The organism is Staphylococcus coagulans (assembly GCF_022557135.1).
In the GTDB taxonomy this organism is placed as follows: domain Bacteria; phylum Bacillota; class Bacilli; order Staphylococcales; family Staphylococcaceae; genus Staphylococcus; species Staphylococcus coagulans.
The window spans coordinates 280,456-301,076 of sequence record NZ_CP092966.1; the positions used below are offsets into that span (position 1 = coordinate 280,456).

The window sequence follows — 20,621 nt, forward strand, 5'->3', positions numbered from 1 at the left end:
CTTTAAGTATATTTTAAAAAATATAGGATGAAAATAAAAGATGCGCGTAAGTAGAAAGGTTCATACTTATAGCGCATCTTTTTAGCTTATTTTATTATACTTTATTCTTATTTAGTCGCACGACGTTTAAGAAGAAGTAAACCGCTACCTAAAGCGAATAAAACACCGCCAATGATTGCAGGTGTAGCAGAAGTCGTTTCACCTGTTGCTGGTAATACTTTTTGTCCTTGAGATTTGTTCATACCCATAGCCATGTCTGCTTTAGTCGGTTGAACGAATCCACGGTCGTTTGCTGGAGAGTAGTCTTTCTTCATTTCGTCTTTAGTTGGTTGAACAAAGCCGTGGTCATTTTCAGCTAAATAACCTTTTTTCAATTCATCATTCGTCGGTTGAACGAAGCCGTGGTCATTTTCAGCTAAGTAGCCTTTTTTCAATTCATCATTCGTCGGTTGAACGAAACCGTGATCATTTTCAGGTGTGTAATCTTTGTTAGCACTGTATTGAGTCGGTTGAACGAAGCCGTGGTCATTTTCAGCTAAGTAGCCTTTTTTCAACTCATCATTTGTAGGTTGTACAAACCCATGATCATTTTCAGGTGTATAGTCTTGATAGAGTTCGTCATTTGTAGGTTGAACAAAGCCGTGATCGTTTTCAGCTAAATAGCCTTCTTTTAACTCATCATTCGTCGGTTGAACGAAACCGAAATCATTTTCAGGTGTGTAGTCTTGATAGAGTTCATCATTTGTAGGTTGAACAAAGCCGTGATCGTTTTCAGCTAAATAGCCTTCTTTTAACTCATCATTTGTCGGTTGAACAAAACCTGGATCGATGACATGTGCCGCTTGATTGTTTTGTGATGAAGCATCTGTTGTTGATGCTTCTGCTGAACTAGGTTGCCCTGCAAGCACTAACGTTGATAATAAAGCTGTTGAACCGAGTAAATATTTCATTTTCATTTTACATAACTCCTTTATATTAACTTATAATGTTATGGGAATAGTGATGCTATTAAATATTGAAGTGGTATAGGTTTAAGTATAAAAAGAATGGTATAACTATGAGAGTTTTTAAAATAACTAAATTAATAACATTCTATCCTCTTGTTTGCAATATAACACAAGTATATATAAGAATTCATTTATTTGAGTGGTGTTTAATGAAAAGTTAAGAAATATGTTATTTTCAAAAAGAGATGCTGAATCAATTATTAAAAATTTTATGTTTTAAATCATCATAAAAAATCCCTTTTAGCCGAAAGATTTCGAGCTAAAAGGGTGAGGTAAATCAGGTCATTTCATACTAAATTAGAATGTTTGAGCAACTTCTTCTGCTTTTTGAATTGCAGCGTTTTTGATTTCTTCACTACGTTCTGGTTCAGCGTTATGACCTTCGATGATCACTGTTTCATAAGAAGGTACGCCATAGAATCCCATCATTGTTCTTACATAGCGATCACCAAGTTCTAATTCTGCACCAGGACCTTCAGAATAGTAGCCACCACGTGCTTGAATGTGTAATGCTTTTTTGTCAGTTAATAAACCAACTGGACCTTCTGAAGTGTATTTGAATGTTTTACCTGCAACAGAAACGGCGTCTAAATATGCTTTAAGTACAGGTGGAATAGACAAGTTCCACATTGGAGAAACAAAAACATATTTATCTGCATTGATAAATGTTTCTACAATGTCATTTAAGCGATTTACTTTACGACTTTCGTCTTCAGTTAATTGTTCGCCATTTTGTAATTTACCCCAACCAGAGAAAACATCTGCATCGATTTGAGGAATATCTTCTTTAAATAAGTCAATGTGTACCACTTCATCTTCAGGGTGTGCTTGTTCGTAAGCTTCTTTGAAAGCTTTCCCTGCTGCCATAGATGATGATACAAGTTCATTTAATGGATGTGCTGTAATGTAAAGTAATTTAGTCATATTTAATACTTCCCTTTCTTTATCGAATTCATAGTCTTATTATAACAGGTATAAAATATATATCAATAATAAAATCTCGAATTCGTAATATTTTTTTGGCTGTTCATCAAAAAGTTCTGTTTCAAGCCTGATATGATGGTGTTTTAATTTAAATATAAACTTTTGTTAGGCGTTGAATTTGAATACTATACCTACAATTCGTCAGTGAAATGTGCTTATTCAAAAGGGGATTTAAATGTGAACCAACAATGTTTGCATTTTTTTACAATCTGGCTCTATAATGGACACGATTCAAAGTGTAATAAGAAATAAGGGGGTCTTCGAAATGAAGGTTGGAATTATTGGTGCAACAGGAAAGTCAGGTCGCTTGATTACAGAAGAAGCGTTGAAAAGAGGGTTAGACGTTACGGCAATCGTTAGGAATGCATCAAAGTTAGAAGAATCCAAAACCAAAGTGGTTGAGAAGGATATTTTTGATTTGACGACTGAGGATCTATCCGTTTTTGATGTTGTGGTGAATGCTTTTGGCACACCGATTGGACAAACTCAGCCCCATATTGATGCAGGACGTGTATTGATTGAAGCTTTGAGCGGAACAGACACGCGTTTAGTCGTATTAGGTGGCGCAGGAAGTTTATATGTAGATGCCTCACGCAAGCAAAATGGCTTTTCAGCAGGCACTGTTCCAGATTTTGCATATGAAATTGCGATAGGACAAGCTAAAAATTTAGAAGATTTACAAGCAACTTCGGATTTAAATTGGACATTTGTGAGTCCATCAGCATTTTATGATCCAGAAGGGCCACGTACAGGTCGATATCGTATCGGTGGGGACGTCATGTTATATAATTCAGATGGTGAAAGTTATTTAAGCTACCCTGATATGGCGCTTGCAATTGTAGATGAAGTTGAAAGTGGCGATCACAATCGACAACAAATGACTGTAGTAAGCGAAAAACATATTTAGCATAAATGTGAAGTTGGAATTCAATCTTAAAATAAATAGCGCTAAGATGATTATGAATAGAAAATCGTCTTAGCGCTTCTTTTTTATGATTGAGATGTTGTGTATTTTCTTTCTACTATAAAAAACTGATATAGCTGAAATATTACGATTAAGCCCATTGTAATTGTGATCACGATGATATAAGGGATAAAGCTATGTTCACCTTGTAAGCCGACAAGCGGTGTGGCAATTGCACCGATAAAATATTGCATGAGACCGACTAAACTGGATGCACTCCCAATCCCTTTTTGTTGGCCTTCCATCGCAATCGCAAAACCTAAAGTACCAATGCCTGCGACTGGTGCCACAATAAGTAAAAATGACGGTAACAGAATCCATAGGCTGAGATGATTAAGAAGTGCAACAATCGCAATACCAGTTCCAATCAATTGAATCATTGAATAAATGCGAAACATTGTGTGCTGATTGATATGTTCAACGAGACGGCTTGTTAACTGTGCGGTTCCAATTAACCCAATGCCTGTTAGTGCAAAAATGTAGCTATACTGCTGTGCAGTGAGATGATAGATATTTTGCATAATAAATGGAGAAGCTGCTAAATAACCGAAAAACATCGCAAACGTAAAACCTTGGATTAACATTGGAACAACGAAAGAACGCCGTGTTAACAGTATTTTAAAGTCAGTGATGACACTTTTGAAATTACCTTGTCGACGTAACTCAGGTGGTAAGGTTTCATCAATTTTAAAGTGTGCCCCTATCAACATGAAAAGGGTCAAGGTCGCGAGTATCCAAAAAAGAGTACGAAAATTACCAAAGCTTAGAATAGCGCCACCAAACATCGGTGCTAAAACGGGTGCAGCTCCATTGACAAGCATGAGCATAGCTAAAAATTGTGTTAGTACTTTTCCTTTATATAAATCAGTCGCGATCGCTCTTGCTAAAACAATCCCTGCGCCTCCAGAGACGCCTTGAATAAAGCGGAAAATGATAAGCGCTGTAATATTGGGTGTTAGTGCAATCGCCATAGAAGATAAAATATAAATGATTAAGCTCACCATCAAAGGTTTTTTACGTCCAGTACTGTCGGAAAGTGTCCCCAGTACAACATTCCCTACAGCAAGGCCCACCATAAAAAATGTCAGTGTTAATTGCACATGTGCTGTAGTCGTATTCAACATCGATTTAACTTCAGGTAATGCAGGTAAATACATATCAATTGAAAGCGGACCAAATGCAGACAGTCCTGCCATAATTAAGATGAATAAAGGTGACATACGTTTTTCTTTCATCATTGTTTCTCCTTTTTCTATTTAAGATTTGATGCCCTATACGATAAAAAGAACACGGAAATCAAGGGGAGACTTCCGTGCTGAGTACTTTTTCATGTTGTTGTTTAGAATCCCTGAATTGAACTTATATGGTGCATTAAACAATTGCCTCTCTATGATACTTATGATGATTCTTCAAAATGTTTAATGGATTAAGACTGAACACCACGAACAAAAATTTTCAAGACGCGGTCAACAAATTGTTCTGATGGTATCTTTTTAACGTAATGTTGATATTCAAAAACATCTGCAGAAAATGAATTCAATAATAAGTCGGCATGAAAATCAGGATCCGCTACAATTTGTAATTGCGTAATACAAGACACCACTTCAGCTTTTAGTTTTAAGTAAAAAGGTGTTTGCATCATGACACGATTTTGTTTGTCTTTACGTTCTATTTCTTTGAGTAAGTCGACGTGATCTTCCATCAATTGAATTAACGTTAAAAAAATAAAGCGAAGTAGTTCTTGTTGGTCAGTAACATGTTGCTTTTGTTGCTCAATTTTTTCGAACATCGCTTCAATATGATGTTCAAGTAATGCATGGCAAATCTCTGATTTATCGGAAAAATGACGATAAAGTGTGCCAGTACCAATTTGAGCTGTTTCTGCTATTTTTTTCATACTGACTTTTTCAACTTCTTCGTTATTGAAGAGTGTTTGTGCAGTATGCATAATCAGTTGCGCATTTTTAACGGCGTCACTCCGCTTGACCATGGGTATCCTTCCTTACGTATCATTGTTTGTCTTAGACGAGATTAATTGTAAGTGAGACGGGTGTCCGTTTGCAAGTTTTATGCTTCAAAAAAAGAATGTGGGCACTTTTTACCATGTAAAAATCTATAAATAAAGAAAAAGCTAAAAACGTGATAGACACGCTTCTAGCTTTTTCATTCATTTATTATTTTTCTATCGCTTATGATTGCGCAATATTGACCAAAATTTTAGCCTGTGATTTGTCATTGACTAATTGTTCAAAACCTTTTTCAACGATGTCGACAAGTTGAATATGGTCAGTCACGACACCTTTAACATTTAAATTTCCAGCAGCCATAAGAGCGATTGTTTGTTGGAAAGTCGTAGGTGTGTAGGCAATAGTAGAAGTGAGTTTAACACCGGAATTTGTTAATTGCATCGGATGCCATTCTACAGGTCTACCAAAAATAGAAACGATAACGACTGTTCCACGTGGACGCGTAATATTGATTGAATCTTTTAAGGTTTGTCCAACACCTGCAACTTCAAATGTCACGTCAACACCATTGTCAGTATGTTTGGCAACGTAAGCTTCTACATTTTCTTTACCAGAATTAACAGCGTGCGTTGCACCTAATTCTTTCGCTTTGGCTAAACGTTCTTCGGATAAATCAAAGACAAAGATTTGGCTTGCACCTGCTGCTTTAGCTGCAATGATGTTTAATAATCCAATAGGTCCTGCACCAATGATGGCAACTGTATCTCCAAAGAGTAGACCACTTTCTTTAACGGCTTGTACTGCGACAGCTGTTGGTTCTACAAGTGCCCCCTCTTCATCTGACACATTGTCAGGTAAACGATAAATGTTTTCTGCAGGAACATTTGTATATCTTGCAAATCCACCGTCAGACCCTAATCCAACAAAAGTGTAGCCATCATATAAATCAACGTTTTCTTCTTTTTCGTGTTTTGAAACAGTAGGGTTAACGACAACGCGTTCACCAAGTTCAAAGTCTTTCACATCTGAGCCTAATTCGTAAATAACGCCGGCAAATTCATGTCCCAATGTCACTGGGGCAGTTTGTCCTAAAAAAGGATCGGGTTGATCAGTCGAAATAAAAATGGGTCCCTCTAAATATTCATGGAGATCTGTACCACAAATACCTGCCCAATTGACCTGAACTCTTACTTCGTCTTTACCCAATGGACGAAGTTCACGTTCCTCAACACGTACATCTTTTTGTCCGTACCAAACTGCTGCTTTCATCTTAAGCACCTTCTTCTATAATATTTACACTTTTATTATATGCCTATTTTGGGATGAAAACAATGGCTATAAATTGAAATGTTAAAATTATATAAAAAATAATCAATTGTTAGAAATTAAAAAGATAGTTCAATTGAGTTGTGCTGATGGCAATGAGTGTTTGAGATGATTTATGAAGAGTCGCATATGAAATAAAGAAATGGAAAATAAAAAGACTGCCCAACACGTTTGAAACGTTTTGGACAGTCTCCGGGCTAGCAAACATAGCAATGATTGTTAACCTCGAGCGTTAGATATATAGAAATGTTAGATTAAATGATCGTATTTAGATGTGTCGAGCCCGTCAGCTTTTGCTTTTTTAATAATGTCGCTCACACTGTGTAAACCTTGTTTATCAAAATAAGCTTTCACGCGTTGTTTTGAATCAGCACTTGCATTGTCATCAATTAAGATATCAACGTAAGAAAGTTCATGTTCTAAAAGTTTTGAGTCGTCATGTAAGATGATACCATTTTGTGCTGTTACTTTCGCGTCTGCTTCGTGACTTAATGCAAAAGCACCTGTTGATAAAATACCAACTGCTAAAGTTGAAACTAATAATTTCTTCATATTATGCAACTCCTTTATTTTTCTGACACCAATATAACATATTATTTTGGTAAATATTGCGTTAGTAAGTATATTTAATAATAGTTAATAACTATTTAATAATTGAGCAAAATACTTGCTTTGTTTTATATTAATAAGTTATGTAAAGCAATTAAGTCAATTTTAAAATATAAATCATCGTCCGAATAATATGATATTGACGCCATTCATTTAATATGAAAAGCATGGGTAAGTATTTAAATTTAAAAAAGAAATTACCAAACTATTTTTGAATGAAAATAAATTAAAAGTCTAAATCTTAATGCAAAATACATCGACAAATAAAGAAATAGACAAAGCGAAAAAAGAATTGATTTCGTCATCCCTGCTATATATTTTGAAAAGATATGAATAAACGAATATTTCACAAATAGCTATGCGTTTATGAGTAAATATAAAAATGAATCACACTATTGAACAATTAACGCTTAATGTATTTGAACCCTCTGACAAAAATGGATACTAAAATAAGAACACCGATAGTAAATATGATATCCCAAGGCATTCTTCCCCAGATTAATCCAGCTACAAGTGGATTTTCATAAAAAGTAGCGAGTCTAGAATGCCAATAACCATAATTAAGCGCATCTTTTAATTGGATATAGCCAATAGGAAGAAGGGTAAATAAGACCATTCCAGCTAACCCAATATTTAATGTCCAACATGAAATTTTAATCCATTTCTCAACTTTATGGGACCAAAATGCTTTTTGAGTGATGTTTCTAAAAACGTATAAAGCAATAGCAATAGAAAACATCCCATAGACGCCTGCCATTGAGCCGTGTGCGTGTGCAGCTGTCCATTGGGTGCCATGTTCAAAATAATTGACTGCGGGTGTATTAATCAAAAAGCCTAGGGCCCCCGCACCAATAGCATTCCATAAGCCTGTAGAAGCTAAGAAAATGAATGTACCTTTATATGGAAAAGCCATATCACTTTTTTTGTATAAACGATAATGTGTATATGCTTCCCAAATGAGTAAACAAAGTGGTACCACTTCTAAGGCAGAGAAACAAGAACCTAACGCTAACCAAATGGAATGATCACCCTGCCAGTAATAGTGATGGCCCATACCTACCACGCCTGTACCAAGTAATAGAATGAGTTGAAAATATAAAGCACGAATGGTTGATTGAATAGTTGTAAGTTTCATATTGACCATTAAAAAGCCTATCAGTACAACTGCGAAAGCTTCGAATATCCCCTCAACCCATAAGTGCACTATCCACCAACGCCAATAATCAGCAAAAGTAACATGCGTGTTAGGCATGATAAAAAGAGAAGCTAAATAAAATAATGGGATTGCAATCGCACCGATAAAGAGTAGTGAAAGCAAATGTTTCTTATCATAATTGGTTTGTATTTTATTACGAATTGCTGGAATAAAACCGCGATATAATATGATAATCCATAGCACCATGCCGATGATGAATAAGATTTGCCAGAATTTCCCCATTTCGATATATTCCCATCCAAAATGACCGAATAACCACCAATGTTGATTAATCACACCTAAAATATTTCCCCATTCACCTAGCATACTACCAAAAACTACTACTAATAATGCGTAGAATAAAATATCTACGAGTAAACTTTGATTTTTAGGTTCTGAACCTAAAACTTTAGGAACAATATATATCCCTGCTGCCAACCAAGCTGTGGCAATCCAGAAAATTGCTAATTGTAAGTGCCAAGTTTTAGCAAGATTAAATGGTAAAAACTGTTGTATAGGGATGCCAAAGAAGCTGTTTTCTACATAATAATGAGCCATAAGCTCGCCTAATAAGATTTGAATTAAGAATAAAAGCATCACAATAACAAGATATTTACCTACCTTTTGTTGACTTCGTGTGATGATAGAATCCACTTCGATTTTAGGGAGATATTTTTCAGATTGATAGGTGGCCTTCATATCGAAGTCGTAACGTCTTTGAATATAAATAATGAATGCGAGTCCGCCAATTAATAAAGTTACTGAAATGGCTGTCCAAAGCACACCTGAGCTCGGTAACATATTGCCCGCATCAGGATCATATGGCCAATTATTAGTGTATGAAAAATTTTGACTTGGTCTATCAGTGGATGAGAGCCAAGCCCCCCAAAAGAAGAATTGACTTAAATGTTCGATTTTATTTCCAGAAACCATATAGTCATCATTCTTAAATTGTTTAATCATATTTTCAGTAAGGCCTGCTTGTTTAGGATTGTTGATAAATATTTTTTTATAATACTTTTGGATATAATTCAAACCGTATACTTGCGCATCTGTAAGTACAAGTTGATCCTTTTGTGGAGCATAGCGATTTACCCGTATTTCTTTAGTTACTTTATCTTTGACAGCAGCGCGTTCCGCCTCATCCAAACGGTTCAATGGTTTATGATACAATGTGTGCGCATAATAAGTCCGCATCCCTCTAATATAATGATGTAGTGTTTCTGCTGTATAATCAGGACCAAGATATGAACCATTACCTAAATATGACCCATAATCAGTAAGACCATATTTCTCATAAATGGCTTGTCCGCTAATTAGCTCAGATTTTGTCACTATTGTGTTTCCGTGTGTATCCACAATTTTTGCGGGACGAGGTGCTTCATTTTGAAATATAAACCACCCTCCTATTAGCAAAATAGAAAACACTAAAGCGAGTATCGTCAATAAAACTCTATTTAAACGTTTATACATATTTCTTTGGAGTGACATGTATAGAATACCTCCTCTTTTCTTAGTTTATCTCCATCATAATCTCTTTTTTATAAAAATAAATATATACATTATTTGTTTCAATATTTCGTAACAAATAAATATTTTTTACTTTAAAATATTAGGGAAAATACTATAAAAATATAGTAAAAAAAGGAAGGTTAGGGTATAAAGTGTTTGATGATTTCGTTTATAGAAAGGATGAAGTGTCGTTCATTATGGAAATCATATTGTCATAATGAAAATATAGAAGATAACCCTGTGATATGAGAAAGGTATGTATAGAAAAGCGAGTATCAAAAATTTGAGAAGTCCGTCAAATGGAGTGTCTTTTCAATAAATGTTAATAATTTATCTTTAAATTATTAAGATAAGAAATGAGATATTAACTAGCCAGAATAGATAAGGGATAAAAATCATCATATTCATACGTACTCACCCGCGCTTGACTAGCGGTCTCGTCTAGATTGATAATCACGAGGTTGAAGCTATGGTGCTTGGTCGACTGTTGGTGATTGAATGCGATATCTATTTCTTTGGATGAACGATTAAAAGTTATAGGTACTGATTTTTATAATTTATTTCAAGGTTATTCTAAACGGTACCCAATCAAATAAGGAGGCAGACTTCAACGTCTTGCCTCCTTATTTTAATCAGTTATTTACCGATGTTCCAGACTACATGTCAGTTCTCTTGGTTTACGCTCAATTTAATCATGTAGTTTTCATCATTGTTTATTTTTTAGTTACTAATCGATAGGGATATTTTTATCAGTTTGATTATTACGCATATCTTTAGGAAGTTTTACATTAAGCATGCCATTTTGATAAGCCGCTTTAATTTGAGTAGCATCCACATGATCAAAACTAAATTGACGTTGAACATTGCGATAGCTTCGTTCTTTATGGATGATACGTCCTTCATCATCTTCATTGTTATTTTCAACCGTATTTTGTGCAGCAATTGTTAAGATATTGTTTTCAAACTGCACACGAATATTTTCTTTGTCCATACCAGGAAGTTCAGCTTCAACGATGTAGGCATCATCTAATTCTTTAATGTCAGTCGTAATGGCAGCTTGAGCAAAATTGTCGTCGAAAAAATGACGGCCAAAGTCTTTAAAAAAGTCACTGGGTTCCATATTGAAAAAAGAATTATTGAATGGTTTCATTTCAAATGCCATAGTCCATCTCTCCTTGTATTATTAATAATGATTTGCGAAAGGTACTTAGTGAAGCTATATTAAGCACCTTTGACTTTATAGTTACAGTATACACCTAAGGTCAAAGATAGTCAAGGTCAAAGTTTGATTAAAAATATTTCTATATTTCTCAGTTTCAAAATAAAAACAATGGAGATACTAATTGACTTGGGTTGAACCGGTATTTACATGCTAAATTCAGGATGAAATGATAAGATGAAAGTAACTACAAATGGATGGAGGGGTCGTTATGAACTTAAGATATCCAATTGGTCAGTTAGAAATACCTGAATCGATTACATTGAAGCATATTCATCAATGGTTAGACGAGATTGAAAGTTATGTACAAAATTTAAAGAAAGTTGTCATACCCCTTAACGAAATAGCCTATAACCAAACATATCGTGAGGGCAGCTTTACAGTTAGACAACTTGTCCATCATATCGCAGATTCACAAATCAATCTGTATCAGCGTTTAAAACTAGCATTGACGGATGAACAGCCAAAAATTGCAGAGTTTAAACAAGATGCGTGGGTTCAATTACCAGATTCTCAACTCCCTGTAGAAATCTCTATACAACTTTTAGAAATGATTAACAGACGTATTACAGCGATTGGTCGACAGTTATCAAAAAGTGATTTGTCTCGTACTTTCTTATTAGAAGGTACAGGTGAAATTTCAGTAGGAGAAACAATCGCAAAGTTATCTTGGCACGAGCGTCATCATTTAGCACATATTCAACTAGCTCTCGGCAAGAGTGAGGAATTTTTATAACATTGAAGCTTCTTTAATTAAAAAGAAAGCGATTTTATGGCATGGTATCCTATCAAAATTAAGAGGAATAATTGAAAATATTTAGCCTATTTTATTAATTAGTTAAAGGCTAAAAATAGGTGTTTAAATCAAGGTATTGTCACAAATTGTTTTTATTTTGGGGTATAATTACTTTGTAATTAATTTAAAGTAATGCTATACTAGATTAAAATAATTCTAAACTAGAGGTGTGAATAACATGAGCAATAACAACGAATCGAAATTGACGGGCTTATTCGGTCATCCTGTGGGTGATCGTGAGAATTCTATGACTGCTGGACCAAGGGGACCTTTATTAATGCAAGACTGGTACTTCTTAGAACAAATGGCACACTTTGATCGCGAAGTCATTCCAGAACGACGTATGCATGCGAAAGGTTCTGGAGCGTTTGGTACATTTACAGTTACGAACGACATCACACAATATACAAGTGCTAAAATTTTCTCAGAGGTTGGGAAACAGACAGAAATGTTTGCACGTTTTTCAACAGTAGCAGGGGAACGTGGTGCAGCTGATGCTGAACGCGATATTCGCGGTTTTGCTTTGAAATTCTATACTGAGGAAGGAAACTGGGATTTAGTGGGGAATAATACACCTGTTTTCTTCTTCCGTGACCCTAAATTATTTGCAAGTTTAAACCATGCTGTTAAACGTGATCCTCGTACAAACATGAGAAGTGCTCAAAATAACTGGGATTTCTGGACATCATTACCTGAGGCATTACACCAAGTAACGATTTTAATGACTGACCGTGGTATTCCTAAAGGATTCAGACATATGCATGGATTCGGTTCACATACTTATGCCATGATTAATGCGCAAAATGAACGTGTTTGGGTGAAATTCCACTTTAGAACACAACAAGGTATTGAAAACTTATTAGATGAAGAAGCAGCACAAATTATCGCTAAAGACCGTGAATCTTCACAACGTGATTTGTTCAATGCGATTGAAGAAGGCAACTTCCCGAAATGGAAAATGTACATCCAAGTGATGACTGAAGAACAAGCCAGAAATCATAAAGATAATCCATTTGACCTCACAAAAGTGTGGTACAAAGGGGAATATCCATTAATTGAAGTCGGTGAATTTGAATTAAACCGCAACCCTGAAAACTATTTCATGGATGTAGAACAAGCTGCTTTTGCACCAACAAACATTGTACCGGGTATTGATTTTTCACCTGACAAAATGTTACAAGGGCGTTTATTCTCTTACGGCGATGCACAACGCTATCGTTTAGGTGTGAACCACTGGCAAATTCCAGTCAACCAACCTAAAGGTGTAGGCATAGAAAACATTTGTCCATTTAGCCGTGATGGTGCAATGCGTTTCTTAGATGGTAACCAAGGTGGTAAAACACATTACTATCCAAATAGCTACGGTGCGCATGAAAGCCAACCTGAATACAAACGTGCACCATTAGAATTGAATGGTACGGCTTATGAGCACGACTTTAGAGAAGATGATGACAATTACTTCGAACAACCGGGTAAATTGTTCCGTCTCCAATCACCAGAGCAACAAGAGCGTATGTTTAAAACAACAGCAAGTGAAATGGAAGGCACAACAGACGAAGTGAAACGTCGTCACATTAAACATTGTTACCAAGCAGATGTTAACTATGGTACAGGTGTAGCGAAAGCACTTGGCATGGAAGATCAATTGGAAAGCATTATTGCTGAAATAGAAGCTTAAGTCTGTCCGATTAAGGACGATGAAAGTAAACCTGGTCACGAGTTGATCGGTTTGCGTACGCCTTTGTATCTAGGCTTTTGCAAGCCGATTCTTCTTGACCGTTAAGTAATTTTCATATGATTTTAAGATGAGGCAGCGGGCACTTCATTTAAGATGATGGCACGTTGGTAGATTTAGAGGTTTGAGTGAGGGACTTTTAATGCCACTTCACTTTTGTAAGCTATTTTTTAATGAGAGGTTATGACATGATATTAGATAAGATTAATCCTGATGATTTGTTTCCTACTGAACGTGTTGAAACTTCTGTATTAGGTAAAATGCCATACACAGTTAAAGATATGACAAAAATTTATGATGCAGCATATGTGGCAACGAATGAAAGATTAATATTGAATGTGGATATGGATGGGCAATTTTATTATCGTAATATTCAGTTCAATGAAATTAAAGAGATTGAATCGGACGAACATGAATTAAAAATTACATTTGATTATGGCGTATTTACTTTAAAAGAATGTAACGCTGATGATGTGAAAGCAATGTCAGATTATTTACACACGAAAATATCCTAGAACGATGAATGACAAAGTCATGAACTTTGGACGGACGATGTTTAAACCGTATAATAAAGGTTATTTAAATAAGTGAGTGATTTTATAAAAAACTAAACTAAAACGAGAAAGGTGCTGTTTTTCAATGGCTCAAGACAAAAAACAAGTAGTTGAAGACTTAAACTTACAATTATCAAACTTCACTGTATTATGGACTAAAATTCACAACTATCACTGGTATGTAAAAGGACATAACTTCTTCGCATTGCACGAAAAGTTTGAAGAACTTTATAATAAAGTTGCAGTTTATGTGGACGAAATTGCAGAACGTGCATTGGCATTAGAAGGTAACCCAGTGGGTAAAATGAGCGAAGTTTTAGAAGTATCTAGTATTGAAGAAGCTGAGTACGGAATTAGCGCAGAAAAAATGGTAGCGCAATTAGCAACAGACTTCGAAACAATTGTAAAAGAATTGAAAGTCGCACAACGTAACGCAGAAGAAGCTGGCGACGATCGTTCAGCGGATATGTTTATTGAAATTGCGACTGAATTAGAACACAACATTTGGATGTTAAAAGCATATATCGGTTAAAAGCAATTTGAATTGCACGCATGAGAAGTGCAGTGAAAGAGAGAGCCAAACTTCCCTGATAATAGGAGGTTTGGCTCTTATTGTATTTGTGATGTATTTGAGAAACACCTTAAAACTGGAGAGGATAATGAAGTTCGATAGAGGTAAGTGGTTTCTAAGCTTCATGCTTATCGGAAAGTGTTTTTTTATAATGTTATAAGCGATTCTTATGGCAAAGATGACCATAATCACAAATGTAGCAAAGGATTCTTGAATTAACGACCACTCACCGACTTGGACCAAGAGATTAAGATTTATAATCTATAAGCGAATACCCTAAAAAGTCAAAAGGACGCCTATTTTTTTAATTTACTTTAATTGCTTTAAAGGCGCTATTTGATAGATGATGCCTTGTTATCTAGGGGGAAGAAGGTAAAGTCTATCAACAATCAAACATAGAAGTTAGCATTAACGATAATGAATGATGTGAGATAAATGATTTATCGTATTAAATAAGTAGCGTCACAATAGTAGGAAATGATATCAATACTGCTCAAAAAGCTTAATATGATTCCAATAAGGGAAAGGATAAATAACAGGGCGAGCTGAGGGATCAAATGATGAGTTATCATTTGAGACTGATTGCCGTGTTTAAGGCATAGCTATCAAAATGTTAATGACATGTAGGTAGGATTCTTAAAAGTAAAATAGAACCTTTAAATATTCAGAATCTTCAAATCATTATATTGTTCACTTTGAAAAGTGCGTGATTTAAGAGAGAAGCCTATTCTATTTCAAAGGTTCTCTGCTATTTTGCTTGTTTAGACTGCCACATGTTGTCATTAAAACAAAGAGAGTTGAAAAAGATGGGGACAATTGATTTTATAGTATTTATTGTATATTTTGCTGCATTGATTACGATAGGTATTTTAGGAGTATTAAAAGCGAAATCCTCTGAAAAGTATATGGTTGCTGACCGTAATTTAGGTTTGTTTATGTTGTTTGGTTGTTTGACGGCAGTCTTTTTAGGAGGCTCTTCAACAATTGGTTCGTCACAACTTGGTTATGAAGTCGGTTTGTCGGGGTTTTGGTTTGTTTTTGCTTTAGGTGTTGGGATTACCATTTTTGGTCTATTTTTATTGGATCGTATTATGGATTTAAAAGTGATTACGATTAGTGAACTACTTTATCGATTATTTGGTCATCGTGTCCGTATTATTGGTGCAATCGTGACAGCGATGTATACTTTGATGATTTGTGTAACACAAGTGATTGCAATGGGGACCGTTGTTTCTCAAATCTTTCATTGGAGTCTGTTTACTTCCATTCTCGTTGGAGGAAGCATTGTATTTGTCTATACGATTTTAGGTGGTATGTGGACATTATCAATTACTGATGTGATTCAATTTCTTGTGATGACTATCGGTATGTTTTTAATCATGTTACCTATGAGTTTATACAGTGTCGGTGGTTTCTCTTCATTATTTGAAAACATGCCCGCCTCACATTTGAGCTTTTTTAATATTGGTTTCGGTGAAATTGCGAACTATTTTATTACGTATACATTAGGGGTAATGGTAGGACAAGATATTTGGCAGCGTTTCTTTACGGGGAAGACGAAACGTATTTCTAAAACATCGGGCCTTTTAGTTGGTGTATATAGTGCGCTCTATTCTATTGTGATGGTCATTATCGGTATGTGTGCGTACGTTTTATTTCCACATATTCAAAATACACAAAATGTTTTTGCGCATATGGCTTTCGAAACATTGCCAGCAGGTCTGTTAGGGATTGTGTTTGCGGCACTCATTGCAGCAATCATGTCCACAGCATCAGGAACTTTATTAGCGTCAGCCACGATTATTTCAAATGATTTGTTGAAACCGTATGTATTTAAAAATTTGGAAGATCATCAATTTTTAGGATTAACAAGGGTAACCACACTTTGTTTAGCTGTCATTGCGATTGTTATTTCAATATGGGTTAAAGAAGTGCTTGTTGCCATTGATATCGCTTATGCGATTTTGACAGGAGGCATGTTTATGCCGGTCGTGTTAGGCTTATTTATTAAGTGGCTAACGCCAAAAGCTGCTTTCTCAGCCATTATTGCGAGTGTGGTGTTCATTTTACTTTCAATTTTCATTGTGGGTCCACAATCCACGGCGACGATATTTTACGCCATAGTCATCAATGCTATAATATTGATAGTTGTATCATATTTTGATTCGAAAAAAGGTCGATATGATAGAGGAAAAAACGGACGTCAAGCAACATGATAGATTGATAACGTAAGGGGCGTGTGGCAATGTATTTATTAAATAATCATATTCAAGATATTGAAGTACCGGGAACGAGACAATTTGCGAATAGAGTAGATCAGTATCCGAATTGTTTAGATTTAACACTTGGACAATCCGATTTTCCTGTTGCTTCCTATGTGCAAGAAGCGATGGTGGAAGCGATACAGGCGGGGCAACTCAAATACACACATAACAAGGGATTAATCGAGCTGAGAAAGGCGATATCCGAATACAACGCGTCACGATTTGGTGTAAAGTATAATCCTGAGACAGAAATCGTCGTTACAAACGGTGCATCAGAAGGTATTGACGATGTACTTAGAACAATATTGAATCCCGGAGATGAAGTAATCTTGCCTGGGCCGACTTATTTAGGGTACGAACCGATTGTTAAACTGCAAGGGGCAGAGGTCAAATGGATTGACACGTCTCACACAGGATTTGTACCGACGGCAGATGCAATCAAAGCAGCTATTACACCGAAAACAAAAGCGGTTATGTTTAACTATCCGACGAATCCTACGGGTATGACTTTGAGTTATGCGCAAATCCGTGCACTCGTTGAGGTATTAAAAGAGACATCTGTTTTTATTATTACAGATGAGATATACAGTGAAAATGTGTTTGAGGGACGTCACCATTCGTTTATGGAATTTCCTGAAATTAGGGAACAGCTTTTTGTTGTTAATGGTTTATCTAAGTCGCATGCGATGACAGGTGCACGTGTTGGTTATGTGTTATCGACACCTGAGTTGATTGAAGAAGTAACTACAGTGCATTTGTATAATTCTATTTGTGTCGCAACGCCGAGTCAATACGGTGCAATACGTGCTTTAAAAGAAGGGGATAAAGATATACAGAAAATGAACGCAGCCTATCGTGAGCGACGTGATTATATTTATGCACGCTTAGTTGATATGGGATTACCTGTAACGCTTCCACAAGGGACATTTTATATTTTCCCTGATGTTTCTGCTTATGATTCAGATTCTTTCCGTTTTTGTAATCAATTGTTAGAAACGGAGCAACTGGCCATTGTACCTGGGAAATCATTTTCTGATTATGCGGAAGGATACGTTAGACTTTCCTTTGCATGTGATATGGAGACCATTAAAGAAGCGTGTGATCGATTAGAGCACTTTATAAGTCATTATGAGAAGTAAGTCTATTCAACTAAGGCTTTGCATCCTTTTTCGAAAGGGTAATTGCAAAGCCTTTTTTATGTTCAAGCTGAACTCTGCTACGACAGGGTGAATCATGTCAGGTTGTTCACATTGCATTCTCATTAAAGAAGAGATATAATTATAAATCGTAATTATTTCGATTTGAAAAGAGGGATTGTGATGAGCAAACAACATCGACGTGTGATCATCATTGGTGCAGGTGCAGCAGGTATAGGTATGGCTGTAACGATGAAAACATTTCAATTGGATGATGTCTGTGTCATAGAGAGTGGTACAATCGGACATTCATTTAAAAACTGGCCAAAATCAACGCGTACGATTACACCTTCATTTACAACAAATGGCTTTGGCATGCCTGATATGAATGCGATAGGTAAAGATACTTCTCCGGCCTTTACATTTAATGAAGAACATCTATCAGGCGAAACATATGCAGAATATTTAGAAGTAGTGGCTCGGCATTATGAGATTGAGGTTCAAACAGAGACACATGTGCATGCGGTGAATCTGGTCGATGGTGTCTATGAACTCGAAACCTCTCAAGGTATGTTTACTGCAGATTATTTATTTATCGCCACAGGAGACTTTGCTTTTCCAAATCAACCATTTGAACATGGGATTCATTATAGCGAAGTGACAGATTTTACAGAATTACCCGGAAAAGCCTTTACGATTATCGGTGGGAACGAAAGCGCCTTTGATGCAGCCATTCACTTGGCACAACAAGGGGCGGAAGTTACGATTTATACGCACTCAACAGGATTTAACGCAGAAGAAGCAGATCCGAGTATTCGACTTTCTCCATATACACAACAGCGTTTAAGAAAAGCGGTCCAAGAAGGTGCTTCTATTACAATGAAGGTGCATTACCAAGCGGATGCTATTGATTTCCGAGACGGTCAATATGCGATTCTCTTTACGAATGGAGAGGTTGTCTATAGTCAAACAGAACCTATTATCGCGACAGGATTTGATGTTACACGCAACCCACTGATTCAACAACTGTTTACTGTGAATGAGGGTGAAGTCAGCCTCACTGATTTAGATGAATCAACGCGCTATCCTAATGTCTTTTTAATTGGCGCAACAGTTCGTCATGCGGATGCAATTTTATGCTATATTTACAAATTCAGAGCGCGTTTTGCTGTTTTAACTCATGCCATCATGCAACGTGAAGGATTGCACGTGAATCCAGACATCGTTGAAGAATATAAAGCGAATCAAATGTATTTAGATGATTACAGTTGTTGTGGTGTGAATTGTTCATGTTAACCGTTGTTTATGATTTTAAGAAAAATCAAATGCCAGAGATTCCTGAGGCGACACATGCGTTTGTCGTTAAAGGTTTTAATCATCTTGGACGATTAGACCAACAACAATTGAGACAGTATATTGTAAAGCATAAATTAAATCTCTCTTTGAACGAAAGTGTCATGCATACGTCTGATGAGACGAAGCATGTGGTCACACATTTGCAAGAATTTATGCAAGCCCGTGAAAATCGACGCCCACAATGGTATCAAAGTCTGATAGGTTGGCTCGCTATCTTTTTCATGTTTGCATTTCCAGTTTATATCGCCTATCATTTTTCAGATTGGCTTCAAAATGAGTATATTGCACCATGGATTGAGCGCGTCTCTCAACATGATCTCTTTCAACAAAGTATTGTGCAAGCGTTGTTATTTGGAGACTATGGTGTTTTATCTTTAGGGACATATTCGCTCGTGTGGGCATTGCCTGTAGTGATTTTGTTGAGTTTTTCTACAGCACTTATTGAACAGAGTCATATTAAACAGTATATGATTTGGTCGATTTCACCGACGATGGAAAAAATGGGTTTAGATGGTACAGATATTATTCCTGTTTTAGAAGGATTCGGCTGTAATGCAGCGGCAATCGTTCAAGCCGGTCATCAATGTCGTGCATGTACGCGATCAAAATGTATGAGTCTGATTAGTTTTGGTTCCTCATGTAGTTATCAAATCGGTGCGACATTATCGATATTCAATGTTTCACATCACTCGTGGTTGTTTGCGCCATACTTAATGCTCGTATTTATCGGAGGTGTCATCCACAACAAAATTTGGTATCGAGATGAAATACCGTTTATTCCTTATAGTGTAGCAGTAGGTCAAAAAATACAATGGCCAGATTTTAAAAATGTAGGTTCGCAAATGTGGGAAACGGTAAAAATGTTTATTTTCCAAGCGATGCCGATATTTATTGGGATTTGTTTAATCGCAAGTACACTAGCACTTACACCTATTTTGACAATGATCTCAAAAATATTTGTACCGATCTTAATGTTATTACATATTCCGCATGACTTATCGGTTGGTATATTATTTTCGATGATCCGTAAAGATGGAATGCTCCTTTTTAACATGGGTGGCGGTAGTGTGGTACAAAGTCTTTCCGCATGGCAAGTGCTATTACTCGTCTTTTTCAGTTCAACATTTACGGCTTGTTCTGTAACAATGACTATGGTAATGCGCCAACTGGGTCTTCGAGAAGGTGGCAAGATGATTTTGAGACAAATGGCAACATCGGTATGTTGTATTGCTTTATTAGGGATTATCACTTTTGTAGTTTTACAATGGACATCCATTTTATAATATAGGCATAGAGAACAAAAGTCGTCATCCGAATCTTCATGGATGTCGCTTTTGTTCTTTTTTTATTGCGATATCACTTTTGACTTGTAGTCAGTGAAGATTGACGGTGTGAGCGGCTGCATCATAAAATGAAAGCGTAATGC

The 20,621-nt window shown here is 36.1% G+C and carries 17 protein-coding genes; 9 read left to right on the top strand and 8 right to left on the bottom strand.

Annotation, left to right across the window (positions count from 1 at the left end; translation table 11 throughout):
• Positions 1–107 precede the first annotated feature (107 nt).
• On the bottom strand, positions 108–956 hold the full coding sequence (locus KM149_RS01235) for an LPXTG cell wall anchor domain-containing protein (RefSeq protein ID WP_241415476.1): 849 nt from the start codon (positions 954–956) through the stop codon (positions 108–110).
• Between the two features lie 348 nt (positions 957–1,304).
• On the bottom strand, positions 1,305–1,931 hold the full coding sequence (locus KM149_RS01240; RefSeq protein WP_060829284.1) for an FMN-dependent NADH-azoreductase: 627 nt from the start codon (positions 1,929–1,931) through the stop codon (positions 1,305–1,307).
• Between the two features lie 325 nt (positions 1,932–2,256).
• On the opposite strand from KM149_RS01240, the gene KM149_RS01245 reads away from it, so the two are divergent.
• On the top strand, positions 2,257–2,898 hold the full coding sequence (locus KM149_RS01245; RefSeq protein WP_214971434.1) for an NAD(P)-dependent oxidoreductase: 642 nt from the start codon (positions 2,257–2,259) through the stop codon (positions 2,896–2,898).
• Positions 2,899–2,981: 83 nt separating this feature from the next.
• Here the strand turns inward: KM149_RS01245 and tcaB are convergent, their stop codons facing one another.
• From tcaB to KM149_RS01275, 6 genes are all read right to left on the bottom strand, one after another.
• Positions 2,982–4,190 (bottom strand): putative multidrug effflux MFS transporter TcaB, encoded by a 1,209-nt coding sequence (gene tcaB, locus KM149_RS01250; protein ID WP_214971431.1) that lies wholly within the window; start codon positions 4,188–4,190, stop codon positions 2,982–2,984.
• A gap of 191 nt (positions 4,191–4,381) precedes the next feature.
• Positions 4,382–4,945 carry a TetR/AcrR family transcriptional regulator gene (locus KM149_RS01255; RefSeq protein WP_182280746.1) on the bottom strand — a complete coding sequence of 188 codons (564 nt, stop codon included), beginning with the start codon at positions 4,943–4,945 and terminating at the stop codon, positions 4,382–4,384.
• 199 nt (positions 4,946–5,144) lie between these two features.
• The gene (locus KM149_RS01260; protein WP_214971429.1) at positions 5,145–6,191 is read right to left on the bottom strand and encodes a 2,3-butanediol dehydrogenase; all 1,047 of its coding nucleotides are present in this window, start codon (positions 6,189–6,191) and stop codon (positions 5,145–5,147) included.
• Between the two features lie 306 nt (positions 6,192–6,497).
• The gene (gene spn / locus KM149_RS01265) at positions 6,498–6,800 is read right to left on the bottom strand and encodes an SPIN family peroxidase inhibitor (RefSeq protein ID WP_060829288.1); all 303 of its coding nucleotides are present in this window, start codon (positions 6,798–6,800) and stop codon (positions 6,498–6,500) included.
• Between the two features lie 460 nt (positions 6,801–7,260).
• Positions 7,261–9,543, bottom strand: a complete 2,283-nt coding sequence (locus tag KM149_RS01270) for a nitric-oxide reductase large subunit (protein ID WP_214971426.1) — start codon at positions 9,541–9,543, stop codon at positions 7,261–7,263.
• 748 nt (positions 9,544–10,291) lie between these two features.
• On the bottom strand, positions 10,292–10,726 hold the full coding sequence (locus KM149_RS01275; RefSeq protein WP_060829290.1) for an Hsp20/alpha crystallin family protein: 435 nt from the start codon (positions 10,724–10,726) through the stop codon (positions 10,292–10,294).
• Positions 10,727–10,994: 268 nt separating this feature from the next.
• Here KM149_RS01275 and KM149_RS01280 point away from each other — a divergent pair, with 268 nt between their 5' ends.
• The 8 genes from KM149_RS01280 to KM149_RS01315 all read left to right on the top strand — a co-directional run bounded on the left by KM149_RS01280 (position 10,995) and on the right by KM149_RS01315 (position 20,478).
• The gene (locus tag KM149_RS01280) at positions 10,995–11,519 is read left to right on the top strand and encodes a YfiT family bacillithiol transferase (protein WP_050345068.1); all 525 of its coding nucleotides are present in this window, start codon (positions 10,995–10,997) and stop codon (positions 11,517–11,519) included.
• Between the two features lie 238 nt (positions 11,520–11,757).
• Positions 11,758–13,257 carry a catalase gene (locus tag KM149_RS01285; protein ID WP_060829292.1) on the top strand — a complete coding sequence of 500 codons (1,500 nt, stop codon included), beginning with the start codon at positions 11,758–11,760 and terminating at the stop codon, positions 13,255–13,257.
• Between the two features lie 245 nt (positions 13,258–13,502).
• The gene (locus KM149_RS01290; RefSeq protein ID WP_050345070.1) at positions 13,503–13,829 is read left to right on the top strand and encodes a hypothetical protein; all 327 of its coding nucleotides are present in this window, start codon (positions 13,503–13,505) and stop codon (positions 13,827–13,829) included.
• Positions 13,830–13,953: 124 nt separating this feature from the next.
• Complete coding sequence (locus KM149_RS01295; RefSeq protein WP_050329793.1) at positions 13,954–14,400, top strand: Dps family protein; 447 nt, start codon at positions 13,954–13,956, stop codon at positions 14,398–14,400.
• 845 nt (positions 14,401–15,245) lie between these two features.
• A complete protein-coding gene (locus KM149_RS01300; protein ID WP_050345071.1) occupies positions 15,246–16,655 on the top strand; it encodes a sodium:solute symporter family protein in 1,410 nt (469 codons plus the stop codon).
• A gap of 29 nt (positions 16,656–16,684) precedes the next feature.
• Positions 16,685–17,842, top strand: a complete 1,158-nt coding sequence (locus KM149_RS01305) for an aminotransferase class I/II-fold pyridoxal phosphate-dependent enzyme (RefSeq protein WP_165546185.1) — start codon at positions 16,685–16,687, stop codon at positions 17,840–17,842.
• Positions 17,843–18,022: 180 nt separating this feature from the next.
• Positions 18,023–19,135, top strand: a complete 1,113-nt coding sequence (locus KM149_RS01310; RefSeq protein WP_165546186.1) for an NAD(P)/FAD-dependent oxidoreductase — start codon at positions 18,023–18,025, stop codon at positions 19,133–19,135.
• Positions 19,129–20,478, top strand: coding sequence for a nucleoside recognition domain-containing protein (locus KM149_RS01315; protein WP_241415477.1), 1,350 nt, complete (start codon positions 19,129–19,131; stop codon positions 20,476–20,478). The genes KM149_RS01310 and KM149_RS01315 overlap by 7 nt, the downstream gene beginning before the upstream one ends.
• Positions 20,479–20,621: the final 143 nt, after the last annotated feature.

What these genes read in the sequence shown, in the direction of transcription:
- KM149_RS01240 (WP_060829284.1), bottom strand. Translation starts at nt 1,931, where the DNA reads ATGACTAAATTACTTTACATTACAGCACATCCATTAAATGAACTTGTA.
- KM149_RS01270 (WP_214971426.1), bottom strand. Translation starts at nt 9,543, where the DNA reads ATGTCACTCCAAAGAAATATGTATAAACGTTTAAATAGAGTTTTATTG.
- KM149_RS01275 (WP_060829290.1), bottom strand. Translation starts at nt 10,726, where the DNA reads ATGGCATTTGAAATGAAACCATTCAATAATTCTTTTTTCAATATGGAA.
- KM149_RS01255 (WP_182280746.1), bottom strand. Translation starts at nt 4,945, where the DNA reads ATGGTCAAGCGGAGTGACGCCGTTAAAAATGCGCAACTGATTATGCAT.
- KM149_RS01245 (WP_214971434.1), top strand. Translation starts at nt 2,257, where the DNA reads ATGAAGGTTGGAATTATTGGTGCAACAGGAAAGTCAGGTCGCTTGATT.
- spn (WP_060829288.1), bottom strand. Translation starts at nt 6,800, where the DNA reads ATGAAGAAATTATTAGTTTCAACTTTAGCAGTTGGTATTTTATCAACA.
- KM149_RS01280 (WP_050345068.1), top strand. Translation starts at nt 10,995, where the DNA reads ATGAACTTAAGATATCCAATTGGTCAGTTAGAAATACCTGAATCGATT.
- KM149_RS01295 (WP_050329793.1), top strand. Translation starts at nt 13,954, where the DNA reads ATGGCTCAAGACAAAAAACAAGTAGTTGAAGACTTAAACTTACAATTA.
- KM149_RS01310 (WP_165546186.1), top strand. Translation starts at nt 18,023, where the DNA reads ATGAGCAAACAACATCGACGTGTGATCATCATTGGTGCAGGTGCAGCA.
- KM149_RS01300 (WP_050345071.1), top strand. Translation starts at nt 15,246, where the DNA reads ATGGGGACAATTGATTTTATAGTATTTATTGTATATTTTGCTGCATTG.
- KM149_RS01285 (WP_060829292.1), top strand. Translation starts at nt 11,758, where the DNA reads ATGAGCAATAACAACGAATCGAAATTGACGGGCTTATTCGGTCATCCT.
- KM149_RS01305 (WP_165546185.1), top strand. Translation starts at nt 16,685, where the DNA reads ATGTATTTATTAAATAATCATATTCAAGATATTGAAGTACCGGGAACG.
- KM149_RS01260 (WP_214971429.1), bottom strand. Translation starts at nt 6,191, where the DNA reads ATGAAAGCAGCAGTTTGGTACGGACAAAAAGATGTACGTGTTGAGGAA.
- KM149_RS01235 (WP_241415476.1), bottom strand. Translation starts at nt 956, where the DNA reads ATGAAAATGAAATATTTACTCGGTTCAACAGCTTTATTATCAACGTTA.
- KM149_RS01290 (WP_050345070.1), top strand. Translation starts at nt 13,503, where the DNA reads ATGATATTAGATAAGATTAATCCTGATGATTTGTTTCCTACTGAACGT.
- tcaB (WP_214971431.1), bottom strand. Translation starts at nt 4,190, where the DNA reads ATGAAAGAAAAACGTATGTCACCTTTATTCATCTTAATTATGGCAGGA.
- KM149_RS01315 (WP_241415477.1), top strand. Translation starts at nt 19,129, where the DNA reads ATGTTAACCGTTGTTTATGATTTTAAGAAAAATCAAATGCCAGAGATT.